This window comes from Pseudomonas sp. MF4836, from assembly GCF_002018875.1.
In the GTDB taxonomy this organism is placed as follows: domain Bacteria; phylum Pseudomonadota; class Gammaproteobacteria; order Pseudomonadales; family Pseudomonadaceae; genus Aquipseudomonas.
On record NZ_MVOL01000015.1, the window covers coordinates 96,839 to 112,019 of the forward strand.

Sequence of the window (15,181 nt, forward strand, 5' to 3'; positions counted from 1 at the left end):
CTACGCATGAAGCGAATGGCCGGACTTTCCGCACTTGCCTTGATTATCTCCAGCACCAGCGGTTGTGGTTGGATTTGGGGCCCGGAAGGCTACTTCCGTGACCGTGGTAGCGACTACCTGGAAGCGCAACAGACAGCACCGATGCAATTGCCACCTGACGTCAAGACTGCCAAGCGCCTCGACCCGCTGTTGCCGATCCCGCGCAACGTGGCTGACGACAGCGTCAAGGGCGAGTACGTGGTTCCGCGTCCACAGCCGTTGTCGGCCGTGGCCGATGCCGGCGACTACACCCTGCAGAAAAGCGGCGACTCGCGTTGGGTCATGGCTCAGCATCCACCGGCTGAAGTCTGGCCCGTGGCAGTGCAGTTCTTCCAGGACAACGGTTTCCGTCTCGATCAGCAGCGTCCGCAGACGGGCGAGTTCAGTACTAGCTGGCAGCGTTCCGACGAGCTTTCGGCCTCCGTGGCCAAGCGCATGAGCAGCGCCGGTGTCGGCGCCGACAGCGAAACCCGCGTGCGGGTCCGCATCGAGCCAGGCGTGCAACGCAATACCAGTGAAGTCTACGTGGTCAGCGCCGAGCGTCCTGCCGGCAGCACGGCTGACGTCGAGTTCACCAACCGTTCGGTCAATACCGGTCTGGATGCCGCGCTGGTCGACGACATGCTCGCCAGCATGAGCCGTATTTCCGAGAAGGGCGGTTCGGTGTCCCTGCTGGCTGCGCGTGATTTCGATACCCCAAGCCGTGTCAGCCTCAGCGAAGACGGCAGCGGCAACCCGGTGCTGAACCTGGGCGCAGACCTGGACCGTGCCTGGTCGAGCGTCGGCCGTGCCCTGGAGCAGGGCGAATGGCGGGTTGAAGACATCAACCGCAGCCTGGGCCTGTACTACATCAACCTCGCCGAAAAAGCCGAGAAGAAAAACGACGAGCCAGGTTTCTTCGGCAAGTTGTTCGGCAGCAAGCCGGCCAAGGAAGAAATCGAAGCTCGCGCCGAGCGTTATCAGGTTCGCCTGAGCAAGGTAGGCGAGAACGTCCAGGTCACCGTCGAGAAAAACATCAACACTGTGGCGCCGGCTGATGTGGCGCGCAAAGTATTGGGCGTGATTCAGGACAACCTGGGCTGATCAAATGCGTTTTGCCGTTCTCGGCAGTGGTAGCCAAGGGAATGGCACGCTGATAGTCAGCAATGACACCTATGTGCTGGTGGATTGCGGTTTCTCCTTGCGTGAAACCGAGCGGCGCCTGCTGCGCCTGGGGGTTCACCCCGCGCAGCTGAGTGCGATTCTGGTGACCCACGAACATGCCGACCACGTGCATGGCGTGGGTTTGCTGTCTCGGCGCTACAATCTACCGGTCTACCTCAGTCGCGGTACCTTGCGCGGGATGCGCAAGCCGGTTGAGGTCGCGGGCTTTTTGGCCGGTGGCGAGCAGTTGCAGATCGGTGCGTTGAGCATCGGCGTGATCGCCGTCGCCCACGACGCCCAGGAACCTACGCAATTTGTCTTCAGTGACGGTCAGCGGCGCTTTGGCCTGCTGACCGACCTGGGGTCTTATTGCGCCGGCGTGCTGGAGGGCTACAGCGGCCTGGATGCCTTGATGATCGAGGCCAATCACTGCCGTGACCTGCTCGCACGTGGGCATTACCCGACCTTTCTCAAGCAGCGGGTCGGTGGGCAAGAAGGACATCTGAACAACCACCAGGCCGCAAACCTGGTGGCCGAGTTGGGCTGGCAAGACCTGCAACACCTGGTCCTGGCTCATCTGAGCAGCAAGAACAACCTGCCGCAGCTGGCCCGGCAATGTTTTGTCGACACCCTCGGGTGCGACCCGGACTGGCTGCAATTGGCCGATCAAGATTCAGGGCTCGACTGGCGACACATCGCCTAGCCCACCTACCTAGCAAGCGGAGCCCATCATGGAAAAACGTGAAGAACTCTACCGCGGCAAAGCCAAGTCGGTTTACAAGACCGACGACGCCGACCGCTTGATCCTGCTGTTTCGCAACGACACCTCGGCGTTCGACGGCAAGCGCATCGAACAACTCGACCGCAAAGGCATGGTGAACAACAAGTTCAACGCCTTCATCATGCAAAAACTCGAAGCGGCCGGCGTGCCGACTCAGTTCGACAAGTTGCTGGGCGACAACGAGTGCCTGGTGAAGAAGCTCGACATGATCCCGGTCGAGTGTGTGGTGCGTAACTACGCTGCCGGTAGCCTGGTCAAGCGCCTGGGCGTGGAAGAGGGCATCAAGCTCAATCCTTACACCTTCGAACTGTTCCTCAAGGACGACGCCAAGGGCGACCCGTTCATCAACGAATCCCACGTCGTGGCATTCGGTTGGGGCACTGCCGAGCAACTGGTGCGCATGAAAGAACTGTCGCTCAAGGTCAACGAAGTCCTGAGCAAGCTGTTCGACGATGCCGGCCTGCTGCTGGTCGACTTCAAACTTGAATTCGGCGTGTTCCGTGACGGCTCCATCGTCCTGGGCGACGAGTTCAGCCCGGACGGCTGCCGCCTGTGGGACAAGGACACCAAGAAGAAGATGGACAAAGATCGCTTCCGCCAGGGCCTCGGTGACGTTATCGAAGCCTACGAAGAAGTCGCCAACCGTCTTGGCGTACCGCTTTAACCGACGCAAGCATCTGATAGCACGGAAAAATTTAGCCTAGGGGGTTCGCTTCCGGCAAAAGTGTTGTTATGATGCGCGCCGTTGGAGAGATGCCAGAGTGGCCGAATGGGACGGATTCGAAATCCGTTGTACCTTCACCGGTACCTAGGGTTCGAATCCCTATCTCTCCGCCATATTTAGAAAGCCCCGTAGCTCAATGAGTTACGGGGCTTTTTTGTGTCTGCTTATAGTGCTCGTTTGTACTGCTGCTCTGGCATCCATCGCCTTCATTTTGAACCCATTCCCGCTTGTCGCACCCAGCGCGCCTCGTAGAGGCTTGTAGGCTGTTTTAAGCCTGTCTTCTCAGTAAAGACGGCATGTCTCCAATTCATGGTTGGCGAAAATCACCCATAGTCATCATGCGCAAGACCCGGCCGAGTGGCTGATGCTCGCATGACGGGGTATGCCCCTCTCTTTCTGGTGGCGCGTTGCCCTTGCTGCGCTGTGAGCCGGGCTCTTGTTGTGGCCTCATTCGCCGGTAACTGCTCAATGCCGATAGAAATAAAGGCATGACGACAGTGGGTAAACGGCGCTCGCCCGATTCATATTGTCTGATGCAGTGATGCGATAGCTAGGAAGCGTCCTACTTGCGCCTAGGAAACTTCCTATTTGATGTGGGTGCGGTATCTATAAAATAGATGTCAGTGCTAAAAGAGCGCGATGTTCACTTGTTGAAAGAGCTCTCTGTTGCTTTTGTCTTGAATTGTGAAGGTCTTGTAGTTGTTAACTTCAATAGGGACGAAATGAAACATAAAATTTCAATCGACTTCGGGCTTTCAATAGTGTTGTTAGTTTTTTTAGCGACCCAAGCCCATGCCATAGACCTGGCTGTGCAATCAATCAGCGGCTCAACGTATGTCATCAGGGTTTCTAATTGGTCAACTCAAGATCTTACGAACTCAAACTGTGTCAGGGCGGGCAGATGTGGGCTTAGCTTGAGTGCCACTTTTTTTGGGGGAGCAACAGTAGCGTTTAATCCTTTCACTGCCATTGGGCCGTTCGATTCCAGCAAGACGACTCCAGTCACACTGGGTGAGATGAGGTCTCAACTTGATTCACTTGGATTCTCCAACCCGTTTACAGTATCAGTGGTTTTCCCACCATTCTCCGGTGCTCGCTGTATATATATGTCGTCCGGCGCCGCAAATGGGGCAGGGAGGTCGAGTATTACCGGTTGCTTTCCTCTGGTAGTGGCACCGGAGCCGGTGAAATGTAATATCAGTGGCAATACAAATATCGATCATAGAGCACTGTTGAGCAACGCTCTGGCCGGCGCTCAAGCTTCGACTCAGTTAAGCCTTACTTGTGGTGGGGCTGCCAAAGTCATCGTTCGTGCAACTCGTACAAACTCCTATGGGGTTATGCTCAGGAGCGATGACAGTCTTTATTCCGAGGTGAAGATCAACGGTGTGGATGCCACTGATGGCATCACTGTATCCGTTGCCAATAATTTGAGCTCCGCAATCAGTATCACGTCGACTTTAAAAGTAAGAGGAACAGTCGCTCCAGGCCCGTTTTCCGGTTCTACAGTAGTGACAATCAATGTCCTTTGAGGCACCCGTTTGCGCCTGGTTTCATAAGCAAATGTGAAGACGAGTTCGATGCAACGTAGAGCAGTGAACTGTTGTAGCCGCTGTCGAAGGCTGCGCTGGCCAGAACGACCAACCTCTCTCGATATTCAGCACACCCAGTGACTTCAAGACGCTCAGTTGTACTCGATCACATAGCTCATTTCGGCGTCCGCCCTCCCAGGGGTCATGCTTGCTCCCGACTTGACGTATCGCGCTTTGATGGGCAGTCGATAAACCTCGCCTTGGCTGTCGGTGTGATCCCAGTCCATGGTCAAGGCATTGCTTTTACTGAAAGGCAGAGGCCGGCCTTTGTCATTTTCCAGCGCCAGTTGTACGCCCTTCGCGCCCTTGTCCTGGGCTGCCAAGTTCAATAAACCGGCACCTGCATTGCTTCCTTCAAAGTAGATTTTGACTGGAGGCGCTTTCTCGTGGCTCAAGCCCATGCAGCGTATATCCAGACTAACGTGCTTAATCGGCGCTTGGTTAGTGTTAAGTTGGGATAAAGCAGCCTTGCCCATGGGGACATTCAAGAGTGGGGCAGTTGATGTGCAGCCGGAAAAATAGTATTCATTTTTTACGTTTACCTGAACGCTTCCTTTTGTCGATTGTGCTGTCCAGCCATCGAGGACCATTTCAAAATCGGGTTCCAAGGTGACTGAGGTTGAAGACCCAATGCTTGAGCCTGTTCGAATAAATTCTGCGACCAGCGTTCGTAAGAAGAAACTATAGGTCCAGTTATTTCCTGGTCCCATTTGAAAGGGCAGCTGGCCCATGTTGGGAATGGCTTTGTATCTTACGCCCACCCCAGGTATCCCGCTTTCATACACATTGTTAAAACCTGGCACATTTTCCCTGGGGTGGGTCAGCTTTATATAGGCACCCACGTTAAGTATGTCGTTGGTGCAAATTGCGGTGCCGTCGAGGTTGTCTGTTTCAATGTTGACACTGCCAAGCACTTGGCCCACAGATACCTTGGCCAGCGTTAGGTTAAGGGACGGAGTATTGAAGGTGCTGTGCCAGGTGGCCGTGCTTATAGGGTCTCTCTTGTAGTAACTGGCGCTCCAATAACAACTGGCTGCGCTAGGGGTTGCAGTAACGAATAGCAAGCTCATAAGGGTGCTGAGTGTGAGTGTATTTGGTTTCATGTGAGTTATCCGTTTTGATAGTAAAAACCTCGGCTGGGCTCTGATAGGAAGAGCGTCTCATCAGCGGTTTTTAAACGTTAATTGATGTGCCTTGCGCTCACATATTTAGGTCGCGGCAGACCGTCTTGATACGGTCATAAGCGTTTTCCTTATTTCTTTGCGGCAGTGTGTAATCTGCCAGGCAAGCGCCGTCTTTCCATTCAACTTTCAATTGGCCGCTGTCTTTGATACCGAATGCCAGCAAGCGCGAGAGGTTGTCCACCACCCCAAGGCTTTTACCGTCCTGGTCACGGGCCATGGCGCCAAATGGAATACTTGCGGCATTCTCCCGCGTCAGTTCGAACTGCACCCGGCGTCCGGACTCGGCGGAAAAACGCGCGTGAACAATGGCGCCACGGCGGGGCACGACCTGCTGTGAAGTGTTTTCCAATTCCACTTCCGAGCCCAGGGTGGAGGTTTCCACGCTGAGCCAATTGCGCCGATACGGCTGTACATAGTTGGCGATGGCGTAGCCCGAACGGTCGGTGACCACCGAAGATGAAGAGTCCAGTCCGACGCCTTCCACGCCTGGCACCTCCACCAGGGCAAAGGTTTCACCAACAGACTGGCCCAGCGTCACCCCACCGCCGTGCACAACCACGGCCCCGCTGGCCCCGAGGTCGTAGTGGGTGGTGTCCCTGGACTGTGAATAGGTCCCGCTCAAGCTGCTGTAGCGGTTATCCCAACCCACACCGAAGGATCCGGATGCATCGCTTTCTCGGCTGTAGCCGGCCTGGACGTTGTAGTTGAGCGTGTTCTGCTCATCGAGGTAGCCGGAGACTCCGCTTTGCACACTGGAATCGCCTTGCTGCGATGCCACCGCAGAGGTATAGAGTCGTGCCGAGCGGGCCGAACTGCCCAGGGGCAGGCTGATGGATGCGGTGAACTGACTGTTCTGCCGCCCGGCGATGCCGGCATTTTCGGTGCGCGAGACGGCCAGGCTGTAGTTGGCTTTGTACAGGCTGGAGCTGTAGCCCATCTGGTAGCGGCGGGTGCGCCCTGTGTCATTCCAGTAGCTGGTTTCACCGACGCTGACAAATACCGAGCCGGACCTGCCCAAGGTCTGGTTGATGTTGAGGTCGAGCCGGCTCTTTTGCTGGCCGCGCAGTGAGCCGTCTATGTATTCCAGGGCATCCACGTGCTGGCCGAAGGTTCGGTAACCCTCGGTGGAGTAGCGGTAACCGACCATGGTGAAGGTGGTGTCGGTGCGGTTGAAGGTCTTGGAGTAGAGGAACCGCGCACTCTGCCCGGCCTTCTTGCCCGAGGGCGTTTCCGAGCGGCTGTTGGTGGCATCCAGCGACATGCCGCCGATTGCGGTGTTGAGCCCGACGCCGAGGTTGACGGCTTGATACTGGTTGGCTGAAAGCACGCCGCCATAGCCGGTGAAGTTTTCGCTCAAGCCATAGATCAGCGTGCCCTGGCTGAAGTTGGGCGAGGCTTGGGTGTTGTTGCGGTATTCGCCGGCGGCCAGGTTGTAGCGCAGGCTGCCGCGTCTGATCATCACCGGCAGGAAGGAATAGGCCTGCGAGTATTTGCGCTCGCGGCCATCGGCTTCGATGATGGTGACTTCCAGGTCGCCGTTGGAACCGCCGGGGTAGATATCGGTGATTTCGAAAGCGCCTGGAGACACCGAGGAGGAATGTATCAGGTAGCCATTCTGGCGTACTTCCACCGTGGCATTGGTTTCGGCGATGCCGCGCACGACAGGTGAATAGCCAATTTCGTTATCGGGCAACATGCCGATGTCGGAGCCGACCTGGACCCCACGAAAGCGCACGCTGTCGAAAATATCACCCGCGGTGTACAACTCGCCCAGCGACAGTTTGCCTTGCAGGCGCGTCAGGTCGCGCTCGATGTAGGTCCGGTTGCTCTTGAAACGTGCCGCCACTCCGGAGCTGCCGCTGACGGAGGAGTCGTTGCGCAGGCGCCAGGCCCCGATATTCAAGCCGTTGCGCAAGCCGACATAGCCGTAGTCATTGCGAGTGCCTGCTGTGGTATTGCGGCTGAAGTTGCTCTGGTAGTTGCTATAGAACGCGGTGATGCCTTGATCCCACAGGGACGCGTCGACGTAACTTTGCGAGCGGCGTGAGATGTAGAGCTGGGGAATGCTCAGCCGCAGTTCCAGATTGTTGAGGTCGAAGTGGGTCGATGCGCCGGGAATGGCGGTAATGTTCAGCGTCATGTCATCGGGGGAATCGCTGAGCACAATGGCGTCCCTTTCCAGGCGCTGTATGTCTACACCCATGTCACGCAGCAAGCCCAGACTCAGCTGGGGGGCGACTTCAGCATCCTCTGTTGCAATGAACACGATGTCCTGGCGTTTCCAGAGTGCCTGGTTGACCAAGATGTCAACGCTGTAAGTGCCGGGCATGATCCCGCTGCCGGTCTCGAAGTACTTTAAATCGACTGCGGACGCGCCTCTCTTTTTAAGAAAGGACTGGTTGAACTCCATTGAAAACCCGGCCGCCGAGTAGAGCATGCTCATAGCAGCCAAGAGCGATAGTTTTCGCCTCGGATGAACTAAGAGTTCTATTTTTTTTTGAAAAAAAAGCATGCGTGTACCGTCTGGAGTTTAAGTGCTTTCGCCGGGGTTACTAATATCAACTGACGTGAGAGTGTCGAAGGCTAGTTTCGGAAGTTTGTAATTTTGAAAAAACTTTTAGCGCGTAACAGCCGTGAATTTATCCAGCCCACCATAGTCATTGACACATTCAAACTCGACAGTACCGGTAGAAGATAAAGTCCCTTGCCATCCGCTGATGGGCAACGTAACGGTCGACCCCGGTTTGATCATGCGTTCTTTAACCCGATAGGTTAAGGAGCCAACGCCCAACTTCAGGGATGACAGGGATACGTGAAACGCGGAGGGGTTAGTCACTTCAAGCCCTTTGGCATTGATCTTCCATTGCAACTGTTTAGGCGCTTCAGCGGCACTGCCTGGTAGGCCTACGGGGCGATAGAACACCTTGATCTTTTGTCGCAATGCAATTTGCAGAATATTTTCATCCGCCGATTTTGGCGGGATTTCCTGGACGCTCAGCCAATACACCGACTCCTGCTGCTGATTGGCGCCCTTACCGTAATAAAACACCCGCAGCAATTGTTGCCTGTTGCTACCCAGGCGGCTGAGTGCAGGTGTGATGGCGAAGGGCATTTCACGGTCTTGCGCCGTTTCACTGACATCATCCGGATCAATCCAGGATTGGATCATGATGTCCTGGGCGCCCTGGTTCTTGACCAGGATGGATGATTCCTTGCTGGGGGCGGTAAAGATCAGGCGGGTACCCCCCAGGGTGATGGCCCCATGGGACATCACCGGGGCCAGTAACAGTGCAACTGGCAGGGCCAGGCGGATAAGAGGAAATAAGAAGGTCATAGGACTCCTTGTGGCGAGGAGGGCTCAGGCCCTCCTCAGGTCTTGCTTACTGGTAGGTGATGGTGAACGGCATGTTTGCAGATGCCGCACCTGTTCCCAGTTCCCCACCGTTCTTGACGTAAGCGGCACGAATGTTCAGGTCCGCGGTGTATTTCTTCTTGCCGGTACCGTCGTCAGCTTCTACCAGTGCCGCAGTGAAGTACTCGCCAGCCCGCAGGTTGAGCAATTTATTGCTGGTGTCATAGATACCGATGCCAACACCCTTGGCGCCACCAGGCTCAAGCGCCAGCAGAGCGTTATTGTTGCTATCAAAACCGCTGCCACTGGCTGGGTCGAAGGCCACTTTGACGCCTGTCAAACCAGTACCGGTGTTGCCGCAGTCGAGGCTGAGGTTGATGTTCTTGCCCGCTGCAATGGACGAGTTGGCGCCACTGGCGGAGCCAAGCGAGTCCATTGACACTTTGCCCATCGGTACGTTGATGATCTGCTTGCCATTTTCCGTACCGGCCGAAGTACCGGAGCCGCCGGTAATAGCGCATGAAGCAGCGACAATATCGCCGGTGAACTTGAGGGTGCCGTCACTGGCCATGACGGAACTTGCCAACAGGCTGGCCGTGATCAACGAAAGGAACTTTATGTGCGTAATCTTCATCGGTTTATATCCTCGAAACTCGAAAGTCTGCAGAAAGAGCCGCGAGTCTGACTGTCGCTCCTGTGGCGGAGCATCGGACGCTTCGTATGTTCTTCTAGGAAATTTCCTAAGCTGATTTTCGGCAACAGGCTGCAGGCGTTTTGAAGGAAGTGAATAAAGCAAAGCGCTAATTAAAAGGGTCGTTCAATTAGCGGGTTTTTATGGAAAGTTGGATAGACCACGAATGCTGTTTGAATGGGTGTTGCCTATCGTCATGGAACAGCGAATTGCAGCCAGCAATAGGCTGTCGATCTGGGACTTGAGGTACTGCTGCGCCGGGTAGATTGTCGGCCTTGAGCAGTCTGCTTTGGGCGGACATGGCCTGGGGTATCATCGGGCAAAACGATAATAGGGATACCCGGCCGATGATTGGTTTTACCTTCCGCCAGCTCGAATACTTTGTGGCCGCCGCGGAGCAGGGCAGCATCAGCGCCGCCGCTCGGGCCATGCATATTTCCCAACCCTCGGTGTCCCTGGCCATTTCGCAGCTGGAAGCGATATTGGGTGAAAAGCTGTTTCATCGTCAGGCCAGCCGCGGCCTTGATTTGAGCCCGGCCGGACGCAAACTGCTGGAGCAGGCGCGGGAGATTTTGAGCAAGGCGGGGGCCATGGGTGGCGTTGAGGATGAGCAGGCCGGCTTGCGCGGGACGTTGAGCCTGATCTGCTTCCAGGACCTGGGACCGTACTTTGCCCCGCGCTTGCTGGCGGGGTTTCGCCAGTTGCACCCGGAGGTCAGCATCACCCTGTTTGAAACCGATCTGGCCGGGGTCAACCGCCGCCTGAGCGACGGCAAGGCCGAGCTGGCGCTGACCTATGAGGTCGGGCTCGACCCGCATATCGAGACCCGAGTGCTGGCGCGGCTGGCGCCTTATGCGCTGCTCCCGGCCGACCACCCGTTGGCGCAGCAGGAGCAGGTGTCGTTGGTGGACCTGGCCGACGAGTGCCTGATTCTGGAAGACATCGCCCGGACCCGTGAGTATTTCCTGTCGTTGTTCTGGGCCTGCGATCTGCAGCCCAGGTCACAGCAACTGACCCAGACCTTCGAGATGCAGCGCGGGCTGGTGGCCCACGGTTATGGGGTGGCGCTGTCCTGTACCCGCCCGGTGGGGGATTGCAGCTATGACGGTCGGCCCTTGGCCTGCCGCCCCCTGGTGGAGGCGGTCAGTCCGCAGTCGGTGGTTCTCGCCCAGTCCAGTGCGATGCCGGCGTCGCGGGTGGCGCAGGCGTTCCTGGATTGGGCGACCGAGCAGTTTCCCGCCTAGGGTTGCAGACGTGAGGCGCTGGCCTTGGGCTGTATGCCGAGCAGCTTGTCGTGGCGCGCCAGGCACAGCCAGTAGCCGACCGACAACAACGCCAGCCAGGCGATGCCGACATAGAGCGCCATCCGCGTGTCCGGGAACCAGGCCAGCACGCCGAAGATAAACAGCATGAAGACGATCGCGCAGGCCGGGCCCAGGGGCCAGAACGGCACCGGGAATTGCAGTTCGGCGATGTCCTGGGGGCTCATGCGGCGGCGCATCACGACCTGGGACAGCAGGATCATCAGCCAGACCCAGACAATCGAAAACGTCACCACGGCGGCCAGCATCAGGAACAGGTTTTTCGGCGCCAGGTAGTTGAGCAGCACGCCCAGCAGCAACGCGGCAGACATCACCAGTACCGTCATCCATGGCACCCCGAAACGCGACAACCGGGCGAAGCTGGCCGGCGCCTGGCCATTGTTGGCCATGCCGTACATCATGCGCCCGGCGCTGAAAATATCGCTGTTGATGGCCGATACCGCCGCCGAGATCACCACGATATTCAGCAGGGTCGCGGCTGAGCTGATCCCCAGGCCGCTGAAGATCTGCACGAAGGGGCTGCCCTCGCCGCCGATTTTCGGCCACGGGTACAGCGACATCAGGACCAGCAGGGTCAGCACGTAAAACAGCAGGATACGCAGCGGCACCGAGTTGATCGCCCGGGGAATCGCCCGCTGCGGGTCCTTGGCTTCGCCGGCGGTGATGCCGATCATTTCCACTCCGCCAAAGGCGAACATGACCACCGAGAACGACGCGATCATGCCGCTCAGGCCATTGGGGAACAGGCCGCCATAGCTCCACAGGTTACTGATGGACGCGGTGTGTTCAGCGGCATTCCCCAGCTTGATGCCAAAAATCAGCACTGTGGCACCGGCGACGATCATCGAGATAATCGCGGTGACCTTCAGCAGCGACAGCCAGAACTCCAACTCGCCAAACACCTTGACGCTGCACAGGTTCAGGGCACCGATAAAAAACACAATGCCCAGCACCCAGATCCAGGCGGGGGTGTCGGGAAACCAGAACCCCATGTAGACGCCGAACGCAGTAACGTCCGCCAGGCACACCACCAGCATTGAAAACGCATAACTCCAGCCGGTCAGAAAACCCGGGAAGCGTCCCAGGTACTGGCTGGTGTACTGGCCGAAGGAGCCGGAGACCGGGTTGCGCACCGCCATTTCACCCAGGGCGCGCATCATCATGTAGATGGCGGCGCCGCCGATCAGGTAGGCCAGCAATACCGAAGGCCCGGCCAGTTGAATGGCCGATGCGGAGCCGTAGAACAGCCCGGTGCCGATGGCCGAGCCCAGTGCCATGAAGCGAATGTGACGGGCATTCAAACCCCGCCGCATTGCAGGTCTTTTGTCGTTCATCCCAAGTAACTCCTGATTGTTTTTATTATTTGGCGATTAACTGCGGGTGATGAAGCGTAGGAAGTGACCTGCACTTTATTGATCTCAAGGCAATCGGCAGGTCATGGCTATTAACCGGTTAATTGCCGGGCCTGACAACAAGCCGGCCATACAAAGTACCTATAGTGACAAATAAGTAATTTATCGTTTACGGCAAAAGTTAAGCCCTCCAATACTGGGATTTATTACAACAAGAGAGGGCAGGCGGATGAACTCGGATATCGAACAGTTTCAACGTGACGGCGCCATCGTATTGCGCGGCGTATTCAGCGACTGGGTGGAACGCCTGCGCGACGGTTTCGAGCAGAACCTCGCCCAGCCCAGTGCCTTCGCCATCGAGAACGTGGGCAATGGTGAGCGCGGACGCTTTTTCGAGGACTACTGCAACTGGCAGCGCATCGCCCCGTTCAAGGACTTTGTCCTGAACTCGCCAGCCGCCGCGATTGCCGGCCAACTGATGCAGTCGCGGCAGGTGCAGGTGTTTCACGACCATATCCTGGTCAAGGAACCCGGCACCTCCAAAGCCACGCCCTGGCATCAGGACCTGCCCTATTACTGCGTGGATGGCCTGCAAACCGCCAGCTACTGGATCCCCCTGGACCCGGTGACCCGCCACAACACCTTGAGCGTGGTCTTGGGCTCCCATCGCTGGCCCAAGCCGGTGCGCCCGAAAAGCTGGGCCAGCAACCAGGACTTTTACGGCGCCACCGATGAGGTATCCGGCGAAAGCCGGTTCATGGACATGCCGGACGTGGACAACGGCGACTACCAGATCCTGTCCCCTGAACTGATGCCTGGCGACGCCGTGGTCTTCGATTTTCGCACCGTGCACGGCGCCGCCGGCAACATCGGCAACGGTCGCCGCCGAGCGTTCTCGACTCGTTTCATGGGCGACGATGTGCGCTACATCCAGCGCCCCGGGCGCACCTCGCCACCGTTCCCCGGCATTGACCTGAAAGATGGCGATCGCATGCGCGAGGACTGGTTTCCGGTGGTCTGGGAACAACGCTGACAGGCCTGCACCGGGACCGAGCTGATGCCGGTCCCGGAGTTTTTCTCAGGGTGACTTTGCACTAGGCCCAGCTCTGGAACGGGAGGGGGTCTGCCCGCAGGCAAAAAGGCTTTTTCTTCCGCCAGCAGGCCGTCACACTGCGTGCCTGTCTGCGCACGCGTATGCACTGGCTCCAGCGACGGTTCGACGATTGTGTGCCTTGTCGCTCCCTCGCCACAGCGTTCGCCCGCGCCTTACGTTCAAAGGAAAAATGGATGTTCCGCCTCGCTTTTCGCTCCCGTTTCCGCTTCGCCATCAACTCCATCAGCCCGTCTGTTGCTCCGTTGTCCCGGCCGAACCCGGGTCGCACAAGGCTGCTCTGCGCCGTGCTGCTGGCCCAGGCGTTTGCGGCCCAGGCCGCTGAAGCGAGCAGCGACGGGCCATCGCCCGACGTGTTGGCGCAGCTGTATGTCGAGGCCTTTATCAATGACGACCCGGCGAGCTTCGCCCGCTTGAGTTCGGTCCAGCATTACGCCGATGCGGCAAAGGTGCGGGCCAATATGCAGGCCCTGGCCGAACGTGCCGCGTTGCGGGCCGCGCTGGAAAACCTCGGGGACTTTACCCGCAGCGCCATCAGCCGCAGCCCCACGCTTTCTGCCGATCAGGAAAAGCAGTTGCAGGCCCTGGCGCAAGCACAGGTCCGGGCGATTCGACAGGTTCAATGCAAGGTCACTGACAGTCAGGTCATGGCGGCGTGCTCGGCGGGCGATTCGCCCAAGGTCGAGGTGCACCTCGCCTGCCAGGTGCCGCAGATCCCGGCCTGGTCTGCGACTGGCGGTGGCCAGCAGGATCCGGTGGGGCTGGCGCAGCCGTATTTTGCCGCGCTCTCCAGTGCCTGGCAGGGGCCGGCCAGCAAGGTCTTGCCGGTGAAGCTGCGCCTGGACCGATCCCAGGAAGGGCAGGGCTGGGAGCTGGACGCGTCCTACGACACGCGCGGGGTGATTGCCGCGATCAGTCGCAGCCTGAGCCCGGATGCCGGGCCCGAGACTAAGCGCACCTATATTCCCGGTGCGACCGACATGACCCTCAACCCCTGCATCTACACCAGCAGCTCGGATTTCAATAACCCGCTGATTCTGCTCAATGAGCGGTTCTGGGAGCACGCGACCCCGGCGGATGTGGAGCAGGTGCTGGCCAGGTTCGGCGAGGCCTTGCCGCTGGTGTACGACACCGATGACGACACCACGGCCTTTCATGTGGCGCTCCAGGGCAAGGCCGCGCTGCCGGCCATGCAAGCCTTGCGCAAGCATCTGGCCCATATGCCGGGGCTTGAGGGGTTCCGCACGTCGCTGCTGAATGAGGCGATCAAGGCCCATAACCCGCCGGCGACCATCAAGTGGCTGCTGGATGAGGGCGCACCGGCCGACGAATATCGAAACGACGGCTCCATGCGCCCGCTGATCTACGCGATAACGGAAGGGGCAGATACGCAGACCATCGATCTGCTGGTGGCCGCCGGTGCTGATGTTTCCTACTACAACAACACCGACCATCCCGACCTGGATGCATTTCGCGCGGCGCTGGATACCGATCATCCCGCCGCCCGGCAGGCCATTGCCCGGCACCTGCCGCTGCCCGAGCATGGCAGCGAGTTGATGGAGTACGTGCTGGACCGGCTGTTCGTTGGCGTCCAGTACCGGCCGGAACGCCCCGATGCGGCCGGGGATATCTTGCCCATCTTTATCGAACGCGGCATGCGCCTGGATGAGACTTACTGCGACACCTCCACCACCCGTCGCTACTCCTGCACCCCGGAGCAGCGCAGCAACCTGCTGGACATGGCACTTGAAATCGGCAACCCGGGGTTGATCGAGTTTTTCAAGAAAAAAGGCCTCAAGCCCCATCCCCCCGAGGGGCAATAGCCACGCGCAACTGTGCGTAGACGCCGATCCCGCGACCTCCCTACACTGGCCCCTGTGTTTTTTGGGG

The 15,181-nt window shown here is 58.1% G+C and carries 12 protein-coding genes and 1 tRNA gene; 8 read left to right on the forward strand and 5 right to left on the reverse strand.

Going from position 1 to position 15,181, the window contains the following annotated elements:
* The first annotated feature begins 6 nt into the window (after nt 1–6).
* From bamC to MF4836_RS35230, 5 genes are all read left to right on the forward strand, one after another.
* Nucleotides 7–1,122 carry an outer membrane protein assembly factor BamC gene (gene bamC / locus MF4836_RS28685; RefSeq protein WP_078473193.1) on the forward strand — a complete coding sequence of 372 codons (1,116 nt, stop codon included), beginning with the start codon at nt 7–9 and terminating at the stop codon, nt 1,120–1,122.
* Nucleotides 1,123–1,126: 4 nt separating this feature from the next.
* Nucleotides 1,127–1,885: an MBL fold metallo-hydrolase gene (locus MF4836_RS28690; protein ID WP_020300482.1), complete on the forward strand. Its 759-nt coding sequence runs from the start codon at nt 1,127–1,129 to the stop codon at nt 1,883–1,885.
* A 28-nt stretch (nt 1,886–1,913) separates the two neighbouring features.
* A complete protein-coding gene (purC, locus tag MF4836_RS28695) occupies nt 1,914–2,627 on the forward strand; it encodes a phosphoribosylaminoimidazolesuccinocarboxamide synthase (RefSeq protein WP_078473194.1) in 714 nt (237 codons plus the stop codon).
* 83 nt (nt 2,628–2,710) lie between these two features.
* A tRNA-Ser gene (locus MF4836_RS28700) sits at nt 2,711–2,800 on the forward strand.
* Between the two features lie 534 nt (nt 2,801–3,334).
* Nucleotides 3,335–4,219, forward strand: coding sequence for an MrpH family fimbial adhesin (locus MF4836_RS35230; protein ID WP_153050283.1), 885 nt, complete (start codon nt 3,335–3,337; stop codon nt 4,217–4,219).
* 152 nt (nt 4,220–4,371) lie between these two features.
* Here MF4836_RS35230 and MF4836_RS28705 read toward each other — a convergent pair whose 3' ends face one another.
* The 4 genes from MF4836_RS28705 to MF4836_RS28720 all read right to left on the reverse strand — a co-directional run bounded on the left by MF4836_RS28705 (nt 4,372) and on the right by MF4836_RS28720 (nt 9,449).
* Nucleotides 4,372–5,382, reverse strand: a complete 1,011-nt coding sequence (locus MF4836_RS28705) for a fimbrial protein (RefSeq protein WP_078473195.1) — start codon at nt 5,380–5,382, stop codon at nt 4,372–4,374.
* 97 nt (nt 5,383–5,479) lie between these two features.
* Nucleotides 5,480–7,975: a fimbria/pilus outer membrane usher protein gene (locus MF4836_RS28710; protein ID WP_078473196.1), complete on the reverse strand. Its 2,496-nt coding sequence runs from the start codon at nt 7,973–7,975 to the stop codon at nt 5,480–5,482.
* A gap of 105 nt (nt 7,976–8,080) precedes the next feature.
* Nucleotides 8,081–8,797, reverse strand: a complete 717-nt coding sequence (locus MF4836_RS28715; RefSeq protein WP_078473197.1) for a fimbrial biogenesis chaperone — start codon at nt 8,795–8,797, stop codon at nt 8,081–8,083.
* 46 nt (nt 8,798–8,843) lie between these two features.
* Nucleotides 8,844–9,449, reverse strand: a complete 606-nt coding sequence (locus MF4836_RS28720) for a fimbrial protein (RefSeq protein WP_078473198.1) — start codon at nt 9,447–9,449, stop codon at nt 8,844–8,846.
* Nucleotides 9,450–9,853: 404 nt separating this feature from the next.
* Here MF4836_RS28720 and MF4836_RS28725 point away from each other — a divergent pair, with 404 nt between their 5' ends.
* Nucleotides 9,854–10,750, forward strand: a complete 897-nt coding sequence (locus tag MF4836_RS28725) for a LysR family transcriptional regulator (protein WP_078473199.1) — start codon at nt 9,854–9,856, stop codon at nt 10,748–10,750.
* Here MF4836_RS28725 and MF4836_RS28730 read toward each other — a convergent pair.
* Entirely contained in the window at nt 10,747–12,162 is a 1,416-nt protein-coding gene (locus MF4836_RS28730) for an amino acid permease (RefSeq protein WP_078473200.1), read from the reverse strand. The genes MF4836_RS28725 and MF4836_RS28730 overlap by 4 nt on opposite strands.
* 247 nt (nt 12,163–12,409) lie before the next feature.
* On the opposite strand from MF4836_RS28730, the gene MF4836_RS28735 reads away from it, so the two are divergent.
* Nucleotides 12,410–13,213 carry a phytanoyl-CoA dioxygenase family protein gene (locus tag MF4836_RS28735; RefSeq protein WP_078473201.1) on the forward strand — a complete coding sequence of 268 codons (804 nt, stop codon included), beginning with the start codon at nt 12,410–12,412 and terminating at the stop codon, nt 13,211–13,213.
* 254 nt (nt 13,214–13,467) lie between these two features.
* Nucleotides 13,468–15,114 (forward strand): ankyrin repeat domain-containing protein, encoded by a 1,647-nt coding sequence (locus MF4836_RS28740; RefSeq protein WP_078473202.1) that lies wholly within the window; start codon nt 13,468–13,470, stop codon nt 15,112–15,114.
* Nucleotides 15,115–15,181 lie beyond the last annotated feature (67 nt).